The organism is Gemmata sp. (assembly GCF_051859125.1).
GTDB lineage: Bacteria > Planctomycetota > Planctomycetia > Gemmatales > Gemmataceae > Gemmata.
In genome coordinates this window covers 17,018-35,596 of record NZ_JBHYGG010000295.1, presented here as the reverse complement: position 1 = coordinate 35,596, position 18,579 = coordinate 17,018, and the positions used below count along the sequence as shown (strand labels likewise).

Genomic DNA, 18,579 nt, shown 5'->3' with positions numbered 1-18,579 from the left:
TGAGCGCCAGCGAGGGGGTGAGCCTCACCCCCTCGCTGGCGCTCAGGGTTCGCCCGGAATGATGGAGCCGCTCTACCGCCGCAGCAGGAACTCCTTGCTGTTGCACACGGCCCAGAGCACGTCCTCCCAGGCGGCGCGGCGGTCCTTCGCACTGGCGAGCAGCGCGAGGAGCTTCTTCGCCTCGGTCCCAGTGGGCGGTCGGCACAGTGCGGAGAGGTAGACCTCGTCGAGCATCTCGGAATCGGTCTTGCCCGCGGCGAGGAGCGTGCCGAGGCGGTTGTCGGGCGTGCGGATCATCTCGTTCATCAGCTCGCCGGTGATGAGCTGGAACGCCTGGAGCAACCCCGGGTCGTCGTTCCGCTCGCACTCGCACGTCAGCAGCCGGTCCGGCTTGCCGAACGTCTTCAGGAACCGCTGGCCCATGCCGTCGTGCCCGCGGCGGCCGCTCTGCGGCGGGGCCGGCACCTGGTTCGCCCGCACGCCGAGCGGGTGCCCCTCGAACCGCACCGGCACGCCGGTCACCTGCGCCAGCGAGTCGAGCAGTTGCTCGGCCTCGAGCGGCATCACCGAGGCGTGCGAGTGGTGCAGGTCGTCGCCCATCGTCGTCTTGTCGCGGACCGTCGAGGCGAGCTGGTACGTGCGGCTCGTCATGATCTGCCGCACCATCCGCTTCACGCGGAACTGGCCCGCGGCGAAGTCCTTCGCGAGGAAGTCGAGCAGTTCGGGGTTGGTCGGCGGGTTGGTGGCGCGGAAGTCGTCGTTCGGGTCCACGAGCCCGCGGCCCATCAGGTGCAGCCAGATGCGGTTCACCTGGGTGCGGGCGAAGAACGGGTTCCCGGGGGAGGCGACCCAGTCGGCCAGCGCCGTGAGGCGGTCGGCGTCCGGGCCGAACGCCGGGGTCTTCGCGCCGAGGAACACCGGCCGCGCCGGCTTCTGCGTCCGCGGGTGGATCACCTCGCCGTCGCGGTTCTGGAACACGTACTGCTCGCCGACGAACTCGTGCTTGTCGAACTTGTCCCGCTTGGTGTTGTCGGCGAAGCGGTAGTCGACCCGGGCGAACAGCGCCGAGAACCCGTAGTACTCGTCGCTCGTCCACCGGTCGAACGGGTGGTTGTGGCACCGGGCGCAGCCGATGCGGATGCCCAGGAACACCTGCGCGACCGCCTCGGCCCGCTGCGTCGGCTCCCGGACCGCCCGCCAGAAGTTCGCCGGCGGGTTGGCGTAGGTGCTGCCGGTCCCGGCGAGCACGTCGCGGGCGAACTCGTTGAGCGGCCGGTCGGCGGCGAGCTGCGCCGCGATCCACCGGTAGAACGCCGCCACGCCCTTCTTGTCGAGCGATTTCTCCTCGTTGCGGAGCAGGTCGGACCACTTCTGCGCCCAGTACTCGGCGAACTCCGGCCGCTCCAGGAGCGCGTCGATGAGCTTCTCGCGCTTCTTCGGGTCGGTGCCGTCGAGGAACGCCCGCGTCTCGGCGGCGGTGGGCAGCACGCCGAGGGTGTCGAGGTACGCGCGGCGCAGGAAGACGTGGTCGGGGGCGATGTCGGCCGGCTTCACGCGGAGTTCGCGGAGCTGCGCGACGACGAGCTTGTCGATCGGGTGCGACGTGGTCATCCCGCCCATGTCCGGCACCGGCCGGTCCGGGAGGAACACCATCCGCACCGGGGCGACCTGCGACAGGTAGCGGACGAGCAGCACCGTCTCGCCGGTGGCTTCTCGAACCACCTCGCCGGCCGGCGTGACCTTCGCGACGCCGACGGTGGTGAACTCGAACGCGGCGAACGGCGTCACGTCGCGCGTGGTGCCGTTGGAGAAGTGCGCGACGGCCGAGACCTGGAACCGGTCGGCCGGCTCGACGACGATCTTCGCCGCGGGGGTCACGTCGAGCTTGGTGAGCGTCGGGCCGCCGGGCAGGTCCGGGCGGCAGCCGCCCCGGACCCACGCGAGCAGCGCCGCATACTCGGGGCTGTTCACCGAGAACCGGCTCCCGCCCTCGTGCGGCACCTTGCCGCTCCCCTTGAGCAGAAGCAGGCTCTCGGCCGGGTGGTGCGGGTCGGTGCGGCGCGCGAGCATGTCGCGGGTGAGGGCCGCGAGGTCGGCGGCGGGGTCCTCGCCCTTCAGGGTGAGCTTGAACCCGCCCTTGCCGTTGAGGTTGCCGTGGCACGCGCCCGAGTTGCACCCCGCGCGGGTGAGGACTGCCAGCACGTCCCGCTCGAACGACACCTCGGCGGCCCGTGCGGGCTGGAACGGTGCGGAGGCGACGAGCAGGGCGGCGGCGGTGCGGAGGAGCATGGGAGGGTGACTCCGGCGGGGTACGCCGAGTGTACCACACGCGAACGCGGGGGTGTGAGTGGGAGAACTGTCGGATTATCTTGCGGGGCTCTCCGAGCTTGTGGACCGGGTGGGATTCCGGACAATACCGCAACCGGCCGGGCGAACGTAGGAGTGCGTCCACCACCGGGTTCGGTTACCTCACTGGAGTTTCTCATGCGCTCAACGCTCGCCCGCACCGCCCTCATGGCCGGAGTCCTGGGAACACTGGTCGGTTGCAGCGGCTCGAAGTCCCCCGAGCAGGTGTTCGCCGACTTCAAGGACGCAGCGGACAAGAAGGACTACAAGCGGATGGTGAGCCACCTCACCGACGAGTCGCAGGACATGATGGTCGGCGGCCTCGTGTTCGTGGGCTCGTTCGCGGCCGGGATGGGCGATTTGCCCGGCGGGCCGCCCGAGGCGAAGGAGTCGAGCAAGAAGATCGCCGACGTCATGAAGAAGCACGGCGTGAGCGAGGACGCCCTCAAGACCAAGCCCAAGGGGGACAAGCAGGACCCCGAGGCCGCGATGAAGGAACTGGCCGCGGTGGTCAAGGACAAGCCCGGGTTCATCGCCGACATGCTCGCGGCGCTCCCGCAGAAGGGCGGCGAGGGGTTCGACGTCACGTTCAAGGACCTCAAGAACCTCAAGGTCGAGGGCGACACCGCGACCGGGACCGTGACGCAGGTGTCGAACGGGAAGGACAAGGAGAGCCCGATCAAGTTCGTCAAGAGGGGCGGGGCGTGGAAGATCGACATGGTGGGGATGATGAAGGACGGGAAGAAGGCGTGACCCGCGGGCCGGGGCGGGAGCGGCTCCCGCCTCCGCGCTCCCCAAGGCACCGCGATGTCGTATACCGGGGGCAAGGCTCGCCCCCGAGGTTCATCGAATGGCACCGGTCCCCGGCCGAAGGATGGCCCTGTCCGCCCCGCGGCGGCTCGTCTGCGACCTGCTCCACGCCTCCCGCAACATCCCCGTCGTCACGTTCGAGCGGAGCATCGACGTGTCCGCGGTCGCCGCGGCCCGCCGCGACGCGCCGCACCCGCCCCCGTGGGCGGTCCTGTTCGTGAAGGCGTTCGCGCTCGTCGCTTCGCGCCGCCCGGAGTTGCGGCGGGCGTACCTGCCGCTCCCGTGGCCGCACCTGTGGGAGGCCGCTCACAGCGTCGCGTCGGTCGCCGTCGAGCGCGAGTACCGCGGCGAACCGGCCGTGCTGTTCGGGCTCGTCAAGAACCCCGAGGCGCGTCCGCTCGCGGAGCTGGTGGCGAAGCTGAACGAGTGGAAGACGCGGCCCGTCGAGGCGGTCGGGAACTTCAACCGCCAGCTGCGGTACGCCCGGCTCCCGCTGCCGGTGCGGCGGCTCGTGTGGCGGTACGCGACCGCGTGGTCGGGCGCGATCAAGGCTAGGAACCTCGGCACGTTCGGCGTGAGTCTGACGGGGGCGGGCGGGGCCGCGGCGCTGAACCTGATCTGCCCGCTGACGGCGAGCCTGAACACCGGCGTCATCCGGCCCGACGGCACGGTCGACGTCCGGCTGCACTTCGACCACCGGGTGCTGGACGGGATGCCCGCGGCGCGGGCGCTGGCGGACCTCGAAGAGGTGCTGGCCGGCGCGGTCGCCGCCGAGGTCCGCGGGTCGGCGGCTACTTCCGCCGCTTCTTGTACAGCTCACTCGCCCGGAACAGGATCTCGCGCTCCTCGGGCGTGAGGCTCCCCTGGCCGTCCCTCGACACCTTCGCGAGCACCTGATCGAGCCGCTTCTCCAGCGAGTCCTCGGGCGGCCCACCCTCGCGCGCCGTGCCGCCCCCGGGGGACGAGCGGGGCGGGGGCGGGTCCTCGTCGGCCGCGTCGGACGGGACGACGCGGAGCCGCGGGACGACGCGCGCCGCCGAGCCGCGCCGCGACCCGAACAGGCTCGTGAACCGCACGCCGGACAGGAAGTAGATCGCGCCGAACACCACCCCGCCGAGGTGGACGAAGTACGCGATCCGCCCGTTACCCGCGCCGAACACGCCCATCAGGTCGAGGCCGATGAAGATCGTCACGAGGAGCCACACGGGCATCGGGATGACGAAGTACAGCAGCACCTGTTGCCGCGGGAAGTTGCAGGCGTACATGACGAGGACCGCGGAGATCGCGCCGCTGGCCCCGACGGTCGGGTTCCCCGGGGCGATGTCCGCGACCCACCCGAGGTAGTAGAACGCCTGCGCGAACACGCCCGCGAGCAGGTACGTCACCGCGAACTCGGTGCGGCCGTAGACCTCTTCGAGGCGGGTGCCCACGAAGTACAGCGCGAGCATGTTGAAGAAGAGGTGCCAAAGCCCGGCGTGCAGGAACATCGGCGTGAACAGCCGCCACGCCTCGCCGTCCTGCACCAGCCACGGGTCGTACCGCCCGGCCGCGACGAGCGGGCTGCCCGGGATGTACTGGAGGAAGAACACGACGCAGGTGACGGCGATGAGCCACACGGTCACGCCCTGGCGGTTCCAGGCGTCGAGGAAGCTGGAGCCCTCGCGGTAGTAGTCGCGGTCCTGAATCCCCATGCCCGCCCCCGGTGGACTGTCGCTTCCCCCAGCTTAGCAGACCGCGCCGCCCGGCGAAACCGGAACGCGGCCCGACCGGACCGAAACACCGGGAACGCCCCGGGGGGCGCGCCGGCCCCGAGTGAGCTTGACCCTGCGGCCCGCGGCCGGCATGAGGCGTGCGCCATGCTCAGGGGGAAATCGGCATGAATCGCACCTGGGTCCGGAACGCGCTCGGGGGGGCGCTGACCGGGGGCGTCTTGTTCTTTGCCGCGATCAAGGCGTGGGCGCAGGCCCCGCAACCCCCGCTGCCGCCCCCGACCGTGGAACTGATCGCCGGGCCGGGCGCGCTTCCCGAGGCGGCCCCTCCCGCGGTCCCGGGCGCCGCGCAACCGCCCACCCCCGCACCGCCCACCCCCGCACCGCCCACCCCCGCACCGCCTCCCCCCGCACAGTCGCCGGCGCTGGCCAAGCCGACGTTCGAGACCGTCTGGAACAACGGCCTGTACGTCCAGTCCACGGACAAGCGGTTCGTCAGCCACTGGGGGGCCACGGTCCAGTACGACTTCTCGTGGTACACCGCGAGTCCGGCACTGGAGCAGGGGCTCCGGAGCGGGGAAGGGGTCGGCAAGTTCAACGACGGGGCCAACCTGCGGCGGGCGCGGATCTTCACCGAGGGCACCCTCTGGGAGGCGGTGGACTACAAGTTCGAGCTGGAGTTCATGAACGGCATCGGGTTCTCGCCCGCGGGGACCACCAACGAGGCGACCGCCGGGTCGGTCACCAACAGCCCCGGGCCGACCGACGCGTGGCTGAACTTCAAGGACGTGCCGCTCCTCGGCAACGTCCGCCTCGGCAGCCAGAAGGAGTGGTTCAGCCTCGAGCACCTCAACAACTACCGGGCGCTGGAGTTCCTGGAGCGGTCGTACCTGTTCGACCTCGCCCAGCCGACGGCGTTCAACAACGGGTTCAGCCCCGGCATCAGCGCGTTCCGGACGTGGGCGAAGGCCCGCGTGTTCACCGCGGTCGGCGCGTACAAGAACGAGAGCGACCTGCTCGGGTTCGGCGTCGGCGACGGGCAGTACGCGGTGACCGGTCGGGTCGCGGCCCTCCCGGTGTGGATGCCGGACGACAAGGTGTTCTGGCACGTCGGCGGGGCCATGAGCCACCGCGACCCGGTCGAGGACCGGGTCCAGGTCCGCATCCGCGACAACGTCCGCAACGCGCCGTTCCCGCTGCTCCCGCTCCTGGTGAACACGAACCTGCTCGATGCCACGTCGCAGACGCTGTACAACGTCGAGACGGCGGCCGTGTGGGGGCCGCTCACGTTCCAGTCGGAGTACACCGCGAACGTCATCAACGGCGTGCGCACGGCCGGCCTCACCGGCCCGCCGGGGCCGCCGCAGGGGACGATCTTCTTCCAGGGGTACTACGCCGAGACGATGCTGTTCCTGACGGGCGAGAGCCGCACCTGGAACGCCAGGTACTTCTTCTTCGACCGCGTGGCGCCGCTGCGGCCGTTCAAGTTCCGCCGGACCGCCTGCGACGGGTACGGCCCCGGGGCGTGGGAGGTGGCCGTGCGGTACACGTACATCGACGCCTCGAACAAGGCGATCTGGGCCGGCCGGCTCGACAGCGTGACGCTCGGCCTCAACTGGTACGTGAACACCAACGCCCGGTTGCAGCTCAACTACGACTACACGCGCGTCGGCGACAAGGGCAACTCGGGCCAGGGCCACGTGAGCGCCGTCGGCCTCCGAACCCAGTTCGACTTCTGACGGCCGGCGGTCCGGGGGCTCCTCCGGGTAGATCAGGTGGTTGGCGGGCCGCCACGGAGGGCGGCCCCTACCAGACAGTTCGCGTTTGGTTTGTAGGGGCCGCCCTCCGTGGCGGCCCGCGTGAGGCCAACGACTCAACACCGCAGGGCCGGATCAGGGGGGCTTGAACAGGCGCGGCTCACAGAGGCCAGCTACAGTACACACACCCAGTGCCACCGGGCGTCACGCCACCGGCACCGTCAGCCGCTGCAGGTTCTTGACCGCGGCGGCGATCCCTTCTTTCGCGCCGAACACCGCGGTGCCCGCGACGAACACGTTCGCCCCGGCCCCGGACGCGAGCGGGATCGTCGCGGCGTCGATGCCGCCGTCCACCTCGATCTCGCACGCCGGGTTGTGCTTCCGCACCAGCGCCCGCAGCTCGGCGATCCGCTGCGTGCTCTCGGGGATGTACGCCTGCCCGCCGAACCCGGGGAACACGGTCATGCACAGGGCCAGGTCGATGTCCCGGAGGAACGGCTCGACCCTCGCGACCGGCATGTCCGGGTTGAACGCCAGCCCGACCTTCTTGCCCAGGCCGCGGACGCGCGCGATGATGGGCCGCGGGTCCGGGTGGACCTCCAGGTGGACGATGAGGGAGTCGGCCCCGGCCTTCGCGAACCCGTCGAGGAACCGGTCCGGGTCCTCGACCATCAGGTGCACTTCGAGCGGCAGCTTGGTGACCGGCCGCAGCCCCTTCACGACGACCGCGCCCATGCTCAGGTTGGGGACGAAGTGGCCGTCCATCACGTCGACGTGGACCCGGTCGATGCCGGCCGCCTCGGCCTCCCTGACGAGGTCGCCGAGGCGGGAGAAGTCGGCCGCGAGGATGGAGGGCGCGATCATGGGTAGTCGCCGTGGGGTGGTGGGTCCGTGCCACCGTCCAGATTAACGACCGCGGCGCCCCCCGGCGAGCGGCGACCGGCCGGTCGGCGGCCGCTCCCTATAATTTCGGGCTGACCCCAGGTCCGATTGATCCGCATTCGTTCTGTAACCGGCCTCTGTGAGGCCGGGCCTGTGCGAGTCCCGTAGCACCGGCCTCACAGAGGCCGGCTACAGTGAGGAATCAACCGGATCCGGGCTGACCCCACCCGCCCGGGACCACGCGAATGCCCGACCGCTTCCCGTACTCGGTTACCCCCGAGGAGCACGTCCCCGCCTGGCAGGCGCTCCGCGTCGAGAACCTGCCGGCGCATAAGGCGGCGCTCAACCTCGTGTCCTACGCCCGCAAGTCGATCTACAAGAAGTACACGGCGTCTCCGGAAGTCGTGCGGCACTTTAACGGCCAGCGGCGCGCGTTCCGGTCCCTCGCGGCCCGGCCCGCGGCCGCCGGCGCGACCCGCCTCGCGCTCGTCGGCGACATCATGTGGCTCCGCGACGGGTGGGACGACTTCCTCGACCCCGGCGTGCTGGCCCACCTCAACTCGCACGACGCCGTTCTCGGCAACCTGGAGTCGGTGATCTCGCCGCGGTTCAAGGTGCCGCGGCTGTTCCCCGACTACATGACGTACAACTCGCACCCGAACCTGGTGCGGGCGTTCCGCCGGCCCGACGGCCGCAGCACGTTCTCGGCGCTGTCGGTCGCGAACAACCACGCGCTCGACCGCGGTGAGCAAGGCGCGCGTGACACCCTTTCGCTGCTCGACGAGCTGCGCGTCCCGCACTCGGGGATCGCCCTCGACGGCGGCCGCGAGCCGTACGTCACGTTCGAGGTGAACGGCATCAAGGTCGGGTTCTACGCGGCCGCGTGGGGGCTGAACTCGTTCGTGAAGCCGAACCCGAACGTCCGCATGAACGCGCTGCCGGGCGGCATCTTCGAGCCCGGCGCGAAAATCGAGTTGCCCGAGATCCGCAGTGTGCTTTCCGACATGGCCGCCGAGGGCTGCGACTACCGTGTCGTCGCCGTCCACTGGGGCTACGAGTTCGAGTACTACGCGGACCCCGGCATGATGCGGGTCGCCCGCGAGGTCGTGCGGCTCGGGGCCGACCTGATCCTCGGCACGCACCCGCACGTCCAGCAGCCGTGCGAGACGCTGTTCGTGAACGGGAGCGAGGGCCAACTGCCTGCGGAGTTGCGGGGGGCGGTCGCGGACTCAACCCTGACCGCCGACGGCCCGCAACGAAAGGCGCTCGTGGCGTACTCGATGGGGAACCTCGCGACGACGATGTTCACGTTCGAGTGCAAGGTCGGGTGGGTGCAGGGCCTCCGCCTGTTCCGGGACGCCGCGGGCCGCGTGGACTGGAGCCCCGACGCGACGGCGTTCGTGATGAACGCGCCGCGGTTCGGCGGCCGGCAGCGGCGGTTGCTGATGCTCGACGACTACCGCAACCAGTCCACGAAGTTCCGCCGCGTCCCGAAGTGGGAGGAGGACTACTTCGCGTTCCTCCGCGAGCACCTGCTGGGGAGGGAGTAGCGACGGTCGGAAAGGACTTCGTCTTCACCCCGAAGGGAGTGCGACTACGTAGCCTGGGGCAACGCCCCAGGTGACGTGTAAGGTGGAATCGCAGCCTCATGAAAGGGTGCGACAGTCACGCTGTGCCACCCCTTCGGGGGTGAAGAGCCGCGCCACCGCGGCCCGCTACACCAGGGGCTAATTTCGTCCCCAGTTTGTTATAACGATAAAACAAACGACAACGAACGGTCGAAGCGTACGGCACCGTTCGGGCATACGCATCGCAGGAAATGCTACAAATCAAGGCTTCTTCGGCGGAGCGTTGGGGGCGACCAAAACGCCCCCGAACGCCCGTACCGTTCGGATGTTCGGCCCGATTAAGGGGCCGAACGCCGAAGGGGATTGAACTGGGCCCACAAAAACGAAGAGTCATTTGATGTGGGGCCATTGTCCATGAAATCCTGCTGCTGTCTCTGTAGGCAACTACTGCTAACCCTGCCCGACCTACTTGCACGGATACACAGGCGTCACGAAGACATTAAGCGAGGCATGAAATGCGGCTTCCCTTACGGCTTCGGCCCACGTCGGGTACGAATAGACGAACGAAGCACCGGCACTATGGACAGTGAAACAGTAACTACCACGGTAGGATTGCGGCGACGACTCCGCCACCGGGACGGCCTGACGAGTAGCCGCCCGCCGACGCCCACAGGCTTGAGCGTCGGCTGCCATTCCCGCCAGAGCAACGCCGCAGAGAAGAACGGTTCGCATCGCTGACTCCTTCGTGTGCGTCAAGGTGTGTGGCCAGGGAAAAACCCAGCCGCCCTGATCATAAAGCGGCTCAATCCCAGGGGAACCCCCTTCACACAACCTTCAACAATTGTGGCGATAAAAAAGAGGAGCGTAATATCTTTGTGAAAAAGAACTTGTGGTCGGTTGGTAGGCTAAAGTGTCTTGGAAACAACTTTAACCAGATCAACATCACCCATACGAAAGTACCATGCACCCGCCAGCACCTCTATCCCCCGTCCGTCCGAGCCACCGCCGAGAGACTGCCATGCCACGCTGGTCGGTCGTCCGCCTCATCGCCAACCGCGAGGTCCGGGACCAGCTCCGGGACCGGCGGACGCTGTTCCTGATCCTCGGCCTGCCGGTCGTGATGTACCCGCTGTTCGTCGGGATCGGCCTGCTGTTCGTCGCCGCGATCAAGGAGAAGGTGTTCGTCGTCGCCGTCGTGGGGGCGCACTACCTGCCGCAGCCGCAGCCCGAGGGGGTCGCGTCGCCGGTCGCGGCGGTCGGCGGCGCGGCGGCCGCGGTCGCCGAGCGGCAGGCCCGCACGTTCCCCCCGCTCGTCACCGACGGGAAGTTCAACGCCCGTTTCCTGGAGAACAGCCCGGACGGCGGGTCGCTGACCGTCAAGTTGATCGACGCGCCCGACGAGGGGCTCCTCGACCGCCGCGAGGCCGACGCGATCCTCGTCGTCCCGGCGGACTTCGTCGCCAAACTCGACCGGGGCGAGCGGCCGGTCCTGCAGGTGCTCGGCCGCGAGGGCGAGGAGAACTCGAAGATCGCCGTCCGCCGGCTCACCGGCACCATCCACGCCTGGGTCGAGCGGCTCAAGGACGCCCGGTTCGCCCGGGCCGGCCTGTCCGCCGACTTCGACTCGCCCGTCGAGGTCCGCGACCCGCAGTCCGGCAAGGCCGCCGACAAGAAGGTGTTCGACGAGCTGCGGGACGTGCTGGTGAAGACGATCCCGTTCCTGCTGGTGATGTGGATGCTCACCGGGGCGATCTACCCGGCGATCGACATGACGGCCGGGGAGAAGGAGCGGGGCACGATGGAGACGCTCCTCATCAGCCCGGCCGAGCGGATCGAGATCGTCCTCGGGAAGTTCGCCGCGGTGGTGACGATGGGGTTCGGCACGGCCGCGTGGAACGTGACGCTCATGCTCCTGGTGACGGCCGCGGTGCAGGTGTACTTCCCGCACACGCTCATCTACCTGCCGGGGCTGGCGATGTGCATGCTGGCGGCGCTGCCGCTCGCGATGCTGATCGCCGCCAGCACGCTGGCGCTGGGGATCTTCGCCCGGAGCACGAAGGAGGGGAACTACTACATGGTCCCCATGTTCTTCGTGACGCTCCCGCTCGCGTACTGGAGCATGAGCCCGGGGATGGAACTGGACGAGGTGACGAGCTGGATCCCGGTGGCCAACGCGCTCCTGCTCCAGCAGCGGCTCATGGCGGTGCGGACCGACCCGTTCCCGTGGCAGCACGTGCCGGCGGTGGTGGGGTCGCTGGCGCTGTGCGTCGGGCTGACGCTGTGGGCCGCGGTCCGGCAGTTCCAGCGGGAGAGCGTGCTGTTCCGCGAGGCCGAGGGGTCGGGCGGCGGGTGGTCGCTGTTCGGGCGGAAGAAGTGACGCGGGTTCGCGTTCGGCGGTGGTGCTAGGAATGCAAAGACCACGGGGGCGTTACCCCCGTGGCTCGGTTGTTCGCGAGGGGCCGTGCGGCGCCTCGTCACTCGCCGACGAACGGGAGCAGGCCGATGAAGCGGGCGCGCTTGATGGCGTCGCCGGCGGCCCGCTGGAAGGTCGCGCACAGCCCGCTCCGCTTGCGGCTGAACATCTTCCCCTGGCTGGTGATGAGCTTCTTGAGGTTGCTCACGTCCTTGTAATCGACGAACGCCGGCCGGGGGCACCCTTCCTTCGTGCAGAACCGACAGCGGTTCTTGCGGTTGTTGCCCAGCTTCTTGCGGATCATACGCTCTACCCACCCTCGCCGTGATGTTACCGTGTATGTGCCGAAAATTCGGGAAGTGACATCCTAGGAGTCACGCGAAAAACGGGAAGGGAAAAAGAAAAGACGCCCGCCGATCGGCGGGCGTCGCGGTGGGCCGGGGGCTCACGCCATCCCGAGGTCCTTCTTCAGCGTGGTGTACCAGTCGCTGAACCAGCCGGTCTTCACCTTGTTGTTGCCGCTGTCCTCCATCACCTGGACGATCATCTTCTTCAGGTCGCGGTCGTTCTTCTTCCCCTGCGCGGTTTTCTTGACCGTGTGGAAGATCATGTCGAACTCCTTCTGGTCGACCTTCCCGTCGTTGCCGGCGGCGGCCTCGACCTGGTCCTTGATCTGCTTCGCGAGCTGGCTCTCCAGGACGTACCCCTGGTCGTCGCACACCTGGACCAGCGCGCCTCGGGCGCTGTCGATGTTGACGCCGAGTTGGATCGCGATCTGGAGGATCTCGCGCTCCTCGTTCTTGTCCAGGTACTTGTCGTCGTACGCCCGGAGCTTGATCTCGTTGATGAACCGCTTCTTGATGTCTTCGACGGACATGGTCGCCTCCTGTTTGCGGGACTCGGTCGGGAAGGTGACGTCGGGCGGGGTGCCCGTTCCCAGGTTCTTCGGTGCCGCGTCCGAGATCTTTATCGACTTCCCAATGATTTTACCGTAGCGTACCCGCCGTTCAATCAGATACTGCCGCAACGCGGGGGTCCGAAGATGCCAGGTGCAGCAGCGACGTCGACGCACGGCGGGCCGAGCCGCCCCGTTCCCGGGGCCGGGTGGGCACTCGCGCTGCTCCTCGGGATCAACCTGTTTAATTACATCGACCGGCAAATTCTCTCGGCCACGCTCCCGAAGATCCGCCTCGACGCGACCATCCTCGCGCCGGACGACCCGCTGGCCCAGACCAAGCTCGGCGCGCTGACCACGGCGTTCATGGTCGCGTACATGTGCCTGTCCCCGCTGTTCGGGCGGCTCGGCGACACGGTGTCCCGGTGGGGGCTGGTCGGGGTCGCGGTGATCCTGTGGAGCCTCGCGACCGGCGGCACCGGCCTCGCCGTCGGGTACCTCGCGCTGTTCTTCGCCCGGTGCCTCGTCGGGGTCGGCGAGGCGGCCTACGGGCCGGTCGCCCCGGCGATGCTCTCGGACCTGTACCCGGTGGACCACCGCGGGCGCATCATGGCGTGGTTCTACATGGCGATCCCGGTCGGCAGCGCGCTCGGGTTCGTCGTCGGGTCGCAGGTCGCCGAGCACTTCGGCTGGCGCACCGCGTTCCACGTCGCCGTGTTCCCCGGGATCGCGCTCGGGGTGCTGTGCTTCTTCATGCGCGACACCCGCACTGGCGCGGCCGCGGAACCGGCGGCCGCCCCCGCCACACCGGCCGCGGCACCGGAGCCGGCCCCGAGCTACTGGGCCGTGCTGCGGGAGCTGAAGGGGGTGCGGTCGTTCGTGCTGTGCTGCGCGGGGATGACCGCGTCGACGTTCGTCCTCGGCGGCGTGGCGACGATGGTGCAGCTCTACCTGTTCGAGCGCGAGGCCCGGTTCACCCTCGACGAGAACGCGGTCGCGAAACTGGAGGCGATCACCGACAGCACCGGCGAGCGGGTCGTTCCCGCGGCGGTCGCTGACAAGCTGCGGGCGGCGACGTGGCCGCAGGGTATGGCGCTGCCGGAGTTCCGCGAGAAGCTGCGGGCCGCGCTCACCGAGCAGGAGTTCACGCTCTACAGCTCGTGGGTGTTCGACAGTTCCCCGGCCAAGGGGTCACTGACGAACGGCACCATCGGGCTCTACTTCGGCGCGATCGTGGTGCTGAGCGGGCTGTTCGCGACGCTGCTCGGCGGGGTGCTCGGCGACTACCTGCGGAACCGCGGGGTGAAGGGGGCGTACTTCCACGTCGCCGGGTGGGGGATGATCGCCGCGTTCCCGGCCTACGTCGCGATGCTGTACGTCCCGTTCCCGCTCGGGTGGGTGCTCATCTTCGTGGCCGTGTTCTTCCTGTTCTTCAACACCGGCCCGGCGAACACGATCCTCGCGAACGTGACCCGGTCGAAGGTGCGGGCGACGGCGTTCGCCATCAACATCCTCATCATCCACGCGCTGGGCGACGCGATCTCCCCCCCGATCCTCGGGCTCATCGCCGACTACACGAGCCTCCAGACCGCGTTCCTGAGCATCGCGTTCCTGGTCCCGCTGAGCGGCGTGCTGTGGATCTGGGGCGCGAAGTACCTCGACGAGGACACCGCCAGGGCCGAGGCCGCATCGTGACTCGTCTGGTGCCTTTCGAGCCACGGGGTTCATCCCCGTGGTGGATTGTGGCGCGAAGCACCGCCGGGGTAAACCCGGCGGCTCGAAAGATGGTTCCCCCACGCACGCCTCGCGTCACCGCGACACCTGCCACGCGACGTAGGCGACGTACCCGGTGAGGAGGATCGCGCCCTCCCACCGGTGGACGACCATGCCGTTCGCGATAGTGACGAGCAGCATCAGCGCGAACATCACCATGAGCGGGATGTCGGTCATGACGACCGAGTCCGACAGTCGGACCGGCTGCACGGCGACGGTGAGGCCGAGGACGAGCAGGATGTTGAACAGGTTCGAGCCGGCGATGTTGCCGAGAACGAGGTCGGCCTGGCCGCGGTAGGCGGCCGCGACGCCGGCGGCGATCTCCGGGAGCGACGTGCCGACCGCCACGACCGTGAGGCCGATCACCCACTCGCTCACCCCCAGGTCGCGGGCGATGTCCACGGCCGAAGTCACGAGCAGGTGCGCGCCGCCGATCAGCCCCGCCAGCCCGCCGGCCAGCAGCACGCACGCGAGCCACAGCGGCAGGTGCCCCGCGGCCGCCGTCCCGACCTCTTCCTTCACCTCCGGCGACTCGGTGCGGACCGACCGGACCATGTAGACGCACAGCGCCGCGAACCCGACGAGCAGCACCGCGCCGTCGCCGCGTCCGAGGCGGTTGTCGCGGGCCAGGAACAGCAGGAGCAGGCTCGCGGCGATCACGAGTGGCACCTCGACGCGCAGGAAGTTCATCCGGGCCGCGAGCGGCCGAACGAGCGCCGCCACGCCGAGCACCAGCCCGATGTTCGCAACGTTGCTGCCGACCACGTTCCCCAGGGCGATGTCGGACGTGCCCTGGAGCGCGGCCGAGAGGCACACGACCAGCTCCGGGGCCGAGGTGCCGAACCCGACGATGGTGAACCCGATGATGAACGGGCTCACGCCCAGACCGCGGGCGACCCGCACCGCCCCGCGGGTGAGCGCCTCCGCCGCGACGGTCAGCACGACCAGGCCCAGCACCAGCAGCAAGCAGTTGACGAGCATCGTGACCTCGTGGACCGCGGAGACGAACCGCCGTGCCCCGCCGCGTGTCCGCATCCGTGTGGACGGGCTTTCGCGCACGCCATAAGCCAAGCAGATCAACCCGATAGAGAAGGCACGCTAATGCCGAGTTATAACCCGGCCGACGTCGAGCGACGCTGGCAGCAGTTCTGGGAATCGAACAAAACCTTCCGCACGCCGGACCCGGACGCGGCGGAGGTCGCCGGCAAGCCGAAGTTCTACGCGCTCGACATGTTCCCGTACCCGAGCGGGGCCGGGCTGCACGTCGGGCACCCCGAGGGGTACACGGCGACCGACATCCTGTCGCGGTTCAAGCGGATGCGCGGCTTCCACGTCCTGCACCCGATGGGCTGGGACGCCTACGGCCTGCCCGCCGAGCAGTACGCGGTCGAGAAGAACGTCCACCCGCGGATTACGACGCAGGAGAACATCAAGACGTTCCGCCGGCAGATCAAATCGCTCGGGTTCTCCTACGACTGGGACCGCGAGGTCGACACCACCGACCCGAACTACTTCAAGTGGACCCAGTGGATCTTCCTGACCATCTACGACACGTGGTACGACCCCGCGACCAAGAAGGGCCGGCCGATCTCGGAGTTGCCGATCCCCGAGGGGGTGCGGAACCACGGCGAGCACGAGGTGCGGAAGTACCAGGACAGCTTCCGGCTGGCGTACCAGGCCGAGGTGCCGGTGAACTGGTGCCCCGCGCTGGGCACGGTGCTGGCCAATGAAGAGGTGATCGACGGCAAGAGCGAGCGCGGCAACCACCCCGTCGAGCGCCGGCCGCTGAAGCAGTGGCTGATGCGGATCACCGCCTACGCCGAGCGCCTGCTGGAAGACCTGGCCCCGCTCGACTGGTCCGAGTCGATCAAGCTGATGCAGCGGAACTGGATCGGCAAGAGCGAAGGCGCGGAGGTGATGTTCGAGGTGGTTCGGGGCGGCGGACCAGAGGGATTGGGGACGTATGCGCCCCCGCTGCCGGTGTTCACCACGCGGCCCGACACGTTGTTCGGGGCGACGTACATGGTGCTGTCGCCCGAGCACGACTTCGTTGACTTCATCACGACGCCCGAACACACGGCTGCTGTGAAGGCGTATCAGGAAGCGGCTTCTCGCAAGAGCGACTTCGAGCGGACGGAACTGGGGAAGTCCAAGGCGAAGACCGGCGTGTTCACGGGTGCCTATGCGCGTAATCCGGTGAACGGCCAAGAGATTCCCATCTGGATCGCGGACTACGTGCTGGCGACGTACGGCACCGGAGCGATCATGGCCGTGCCGGCGCACGACGAGCGCGACTTCGAGTTCGCCAAGCAGTTCGGGTTGCCGATCGTGCCTGTCGTGAAGCCAACCGAGGAGTGGCTGAAGAAGACTGGCAGCACGCCAGCCGACTTGAAGGAGCCGTACTGCGAGGAGGGCGTCGCGGTCAACTCCGGGCTCCTGGACGGGCTGCCGACGGCCGAGGCGAAGGCCAAGATCATTACATGGCTGGAAGAGAAGAACCTGGGCACGCGGCGGGTGAACTACAAGCTGCGCGACTGGCTGTTCAGCCGGCAGCGGTACTGGGGCGAGCCGTTCCCGGTGCTGCACGGCCCCGACGGCGAGATCGTGCCGCTCACGCTCAAAGACCTGCCGCTGATCCCGCCCGAACTGGCCGACTTCAAGCCGACCGGCACCCCCGAGGGGCCGCTGTCGAAGGCGACGGACTGGGTGAACGTCGAGATCAACGGGAAGAAGTACAAGCGCGAGACGAACACGATGCCGCAGTGGGCCGGGTCGTGCTGGTACTTCCTGCGGTACATCGACCCGCACAACGACACGGCGTTCGCCGACCCCGCGAAGCTGAAGCACTGGCTGCCGGTGGACATGTACATCGGCGGGGCGGAGCACGCCGTGCTGCACCTGCTGTACTCGCGGTTCTGGCACAAGGTGCTGTTCGACCGCGGGTACGTCCCGTGCCCCGAGCCGTTCCAACGCCTCGTCAACCAGGGCATGATCCTGGGGGAAAACAACGAGAAGATGTCGAAGGCCCGCGGCAATGTTGTCAATCCAGACGACGTGGTGAAGGAGTACGGTGCCGACAGCCTGCGGTTGTACGAGATGTTCATGGGGCCGCTGGAGGCCGTAAAGCCTTGGAACACGGCGTCCATCGCAGGCGTGTTCAAGTTCCTGGGCCGGGCGTGGCGGTTGATCGTCGATGACATGGCCGAGACGGTGAAGCTCGACGCCAAGATCACCGACGCCGAGCCGGACCGCGACACGCTGCGGGTGCTGCACCACACCATCCAGAAGGTGACCGAGGACACCGACGCGCTGCGGTTCAACACGGCCATCTCGACGATGATGGAGTTCGTCAACCACATGACGAAGCTCGACGCCCGGCCGCGTGCGGCGCTGGAGCCGTTCGCTCTGCTGCTCGCCCCTTATGCGCCGCACGTTGCCGAAGAGTTGTGGGCCGCGCTCGGCCACACCACCACGCTTGCCTACGCGCCGTGGCCGAAGTTCGACCCGGCGCTCGCGAAGGCCGACGAGATCGAGATTCCCGTTCAGGTGAACGGCAAGCTCAAGAGCGTGCTGAAGGTGCCCGCGGAGATCGACGACGCTTCGCTCGAGGCCGCCGCCCTCGCCGACGAAAAGGTGAAGGACGCGCTCGCCGGCAAGCCCGTGAAGAAGGCCATCGTGAAGTCGAAGAAGATGGTCAATTTGGTAGTGTGACGATCCGCATTACCTCCCGCGCCAGGGTCCGCGACGCGAGGTTCGTGTCGCGGGCCAGTCGCAGGAACTCGCCGAGCAGCGCCGGCTTCCGCACGAGCGCCCGCATCGCCTTCCACGGCGACACGTTGCCGCCCGAGAGCAGCCGCACCAGTTCCGGTGACAACGCGGTGTCAGCGGCGTCCGACACGGCCCGCACCGCACGGAACGCCACGCCCCTCGCAGAGCACGCCTCGGCGATCGCGGCCGATTCCATGTCCACGGCGTCGGCATCGTGCTGCGCGGCGAGTAAGCGCTTCTCGGCGGGCGTTCCCACGATGCGGTCGGCGGTGAAGATGCGCGGCGAGGTGACGACGTCGCCGACGCGCAGCGCCGGTACGAGCGCGCCGCAGAACCCGGCGGCGATCACGAGGGCCGGGTGCGGTGCGTGTTCGAGAAGCCGCGAAGCGGCTTCTCCGGCGCACTTCCGGCCGACGCCGGTGACGTGAACGCGAACGTGCGGCAGCCCACGCGCGAGGCGGCGGAGAGGTGCCGCCTCGCGCTCCAGCGCGAAGAGGATCAGTACATCATCTTGCCCTCTCCCCTTGCGGGAGAGGGTGGCCGCGCTTCGCGGCCGGGTGAGGGGTGCGGGCGTCCGGCCCTCAGAAGGCGCGGCCCCCTCACCCGCTCGCAAAGCCTCGCTGCCCTCTCCCGCAAGGGGAGAGGGCGAAGACAGTTC

General features: G+C 68.7%; 14 protein-coding genes. 7 read left to right on the top strand and 7 right to left on the bottom strand.

Features of this window, described 5'->3' with window-relative positions; genetic code table 11:
- Window positions 1-72: 72 nt before the first annotated feature.
- Window positions 73-2,289: a DUF1549 and DUF1553 domain-containing protein gene (locus tag ACTIGN_RS31345; protein WP_439631382.1), complete on the bottom strand. Its 2,217-nt coding sequence runs from the start codon at window positions 2,287-2,289 to the stop codon at window positions 73-75.
- A 195-nt stretch (window positions 2,290-2,484) separates the two neighbouring features.
- Here ACTIGN_RS31345 and ACTIGN_RS31340 point away from each other — a divergent pair, with 195 nt between their 5' ends.
- Both ACTIGN_RS31340 and ACTIGN_RS31335 read left to right on the top strand, forming a co-directional pair.
- Window positions 2,485-3,099: a hypothetical protein gene (locus ACTIGN_RS31340; RefSeq protein ID WP_439631380.1), complete on the top strand. Its 615-nt coding sequence runs from the start codon at window positions 2,485-2,487 to the stop codon at window positions 3,097-3,099.
- Between the two features lie 97 nt (window positions 3,100-3,196).
- Window positions 3,197-4,012, top strand: a complete 816-nt coding sequence (locus ACTIGN_RS31335) for a hypothetical protein (protein ID WP_439631378.1) — start codon at window positions 3,197-3,199, stop codon at window positions 4,010-4,012.
- Here the strand turns inward: ACTIGN_RS31335 and ACTIGN_RS31330 are convergent.
- Entirely contained in the window at window positions 3,948-4,847 is a 900-nt protein-coding gene (locus ACTIGN_RS31330; protein WP_439631376.1) for a rhomboid family intramembrane serine protease, read from the bottom strand. The genes ACTIGN_RS31335 and ACTIGN_RS31330 overlap by 65 nt on opposite strands.
- Window positions 4,848-5,032: 185 nt before the next feature.
- On the opposite strand from ACTIGN_RS31330, the gene ACTIGN_RS31325 reads away from it, so the two are divergent.
- Entirely contained in the window at window positions 5,033-6,604 is a 1,572-nt protein-coding gene (locus ACTIGN_RS31325) for an OprO/OprP family phosphate-selective porin (protein ID WP_439631375.1), read from the top strand.
- Between the two features lie 222 nt (window positions 6,605-6,826).
- Here the strand turns inward: ACTIGN_RS31325 and rpe are convergent, their stop codons facing one another.
- A complete protein-coding gene (gene rpe, locus ACTIGN_RS31320) occupies window positions 6,827-7,486 on the bottom strand; it encodes a ribulose-phosphate 3-epimerase (RefSeq protein ID WP_439631373.1) in 660 nt (219 codons plus the stop codon).
- 263 nt (window positions 7,487-7,749) lie between these two features.
- On the opposite strand from rpe, the gene ACTIGN_RS31315 reads away from it, so the two are divergent.
- Window positions 7,750-9,054, top strand: coding sequence for a CapA family protein (locus ACTIGN_RS31315; RefSeq protein ID WP_439631371.1), 1,305 nt, complete (start codon window positions 7,750-7,752; stop codon window positions 9,052-9,054).
- A gap of 1,036 nt (window positions 9,055-10,090) precedes the next feature.
- Complete coding sequence (locus tag ACTIGN_RS31310) at window positions 10,091-11,449, top strand: ABC transporter permease subunit (protein ID WP_439631369.1); 1,359 nt, start codon at window positions 10,091-10,093, stop codon at window positions 11,447-11,449.
- A gap of 97 nt (window positions 11,450-11,546) precedes the next feature.
- Here ACTIGN_RS31310 and rpsR read toward each other — a convergent pair whose 3' ends face one another.
- Both rpsR and ACTIGN_RS31300 read right to left on the bottom strand, forming a co-directional pair.
- Window positions 11,547-11,786 (bottom strand): 30S ribosomal protein S18, encoded by a 240-nt coding sequence (gene rpsR, locus ACTIGN_RS31305; RefSeq protein WP_439631384.1) that lies wholly within the window; start codon window positions 11,784-11,786, stop codon window positions 11,547-11,549.
- Between the two features lie 144 nt (window positions 11,787-11,930).
- Window positions 11,931-12,362 (bottom strand): hypothetical protein, encoded by a 432-nt coding sequence (locus ACTIGN_RS31300; RefSeq protein ID WP_439631367.1) that lies wholly within the window; start codon window positions 12,360-12,362, stop codon window positions 11,931-11,933.
- A gap of 165 nt (window positions 12,363-12,527) precedes the next feature.
- Here ACTIGN_RS31300 and ACTIGN_RS31295 point away from each other — a divergent pair, with 165 nt between their 5' ends.
- Window positions 12,528-14,075 (top strand): spinster family MFS transporter, encoded by a 1,548-nt coding sequence (locus ACTIGN_RS31295; RefSeq protein ID WP_439631365.1) that lies wholly within the window; start codon window positions 12,528-12,530, stop codon window positions 14,073-14,075.
- A 114-nt stretch (window positions 14,076-14,189) separates the two neighbouring features.
- On the opposite strand, the gene ACTIGN_RS31290 is transcribed toward ACTIGN_RS31295, so the two are convergent.
- Window positions 14,190-15,134, bottom strand: a complete 945-nt coding sequence (locus ACTIGN_RS31290; protein ID WP_439631363.1) for a calcium/sodium antiporter — start codon at window positions 15,132-15,134, stop codon at window positions 14,190-14,192.
- A gap of 120 nt (window positions 15,135-15,254) precedes the next feature.
- On the opposite strand from ACTIGN_RS31290, the gene leuS reads away from it, so the two are divergent.
- On the top strand, window positions 15,255-17,864 hold the full coding sequence (leuS, locus tag ACTIGN_RS31285) for a leucine--tRNA ligase (protein WP_439631361.1): 2,610 nt from the start codon (window positions 15,255-15,257) through the stop codon (window positions 17,862-17,864).
- Here the strand turns inward: leuS and ACTIGN_RS31280 are convergent.
- A complete protein-coding gene (locus tag ACTIGN_RS31280; protein ID WP_439631359.1) occupies window positions 17,848-18,270 on the bottom strand; it encodes a phosphorylase family protein in 423 nt (140 codons plus the stop codon). The genes leuS and ACTIGN_RS31280 overlap by 17 nt on opposite strands.
- Window positions 18,271-18,579: the final 309 nt, after the last annotated feature.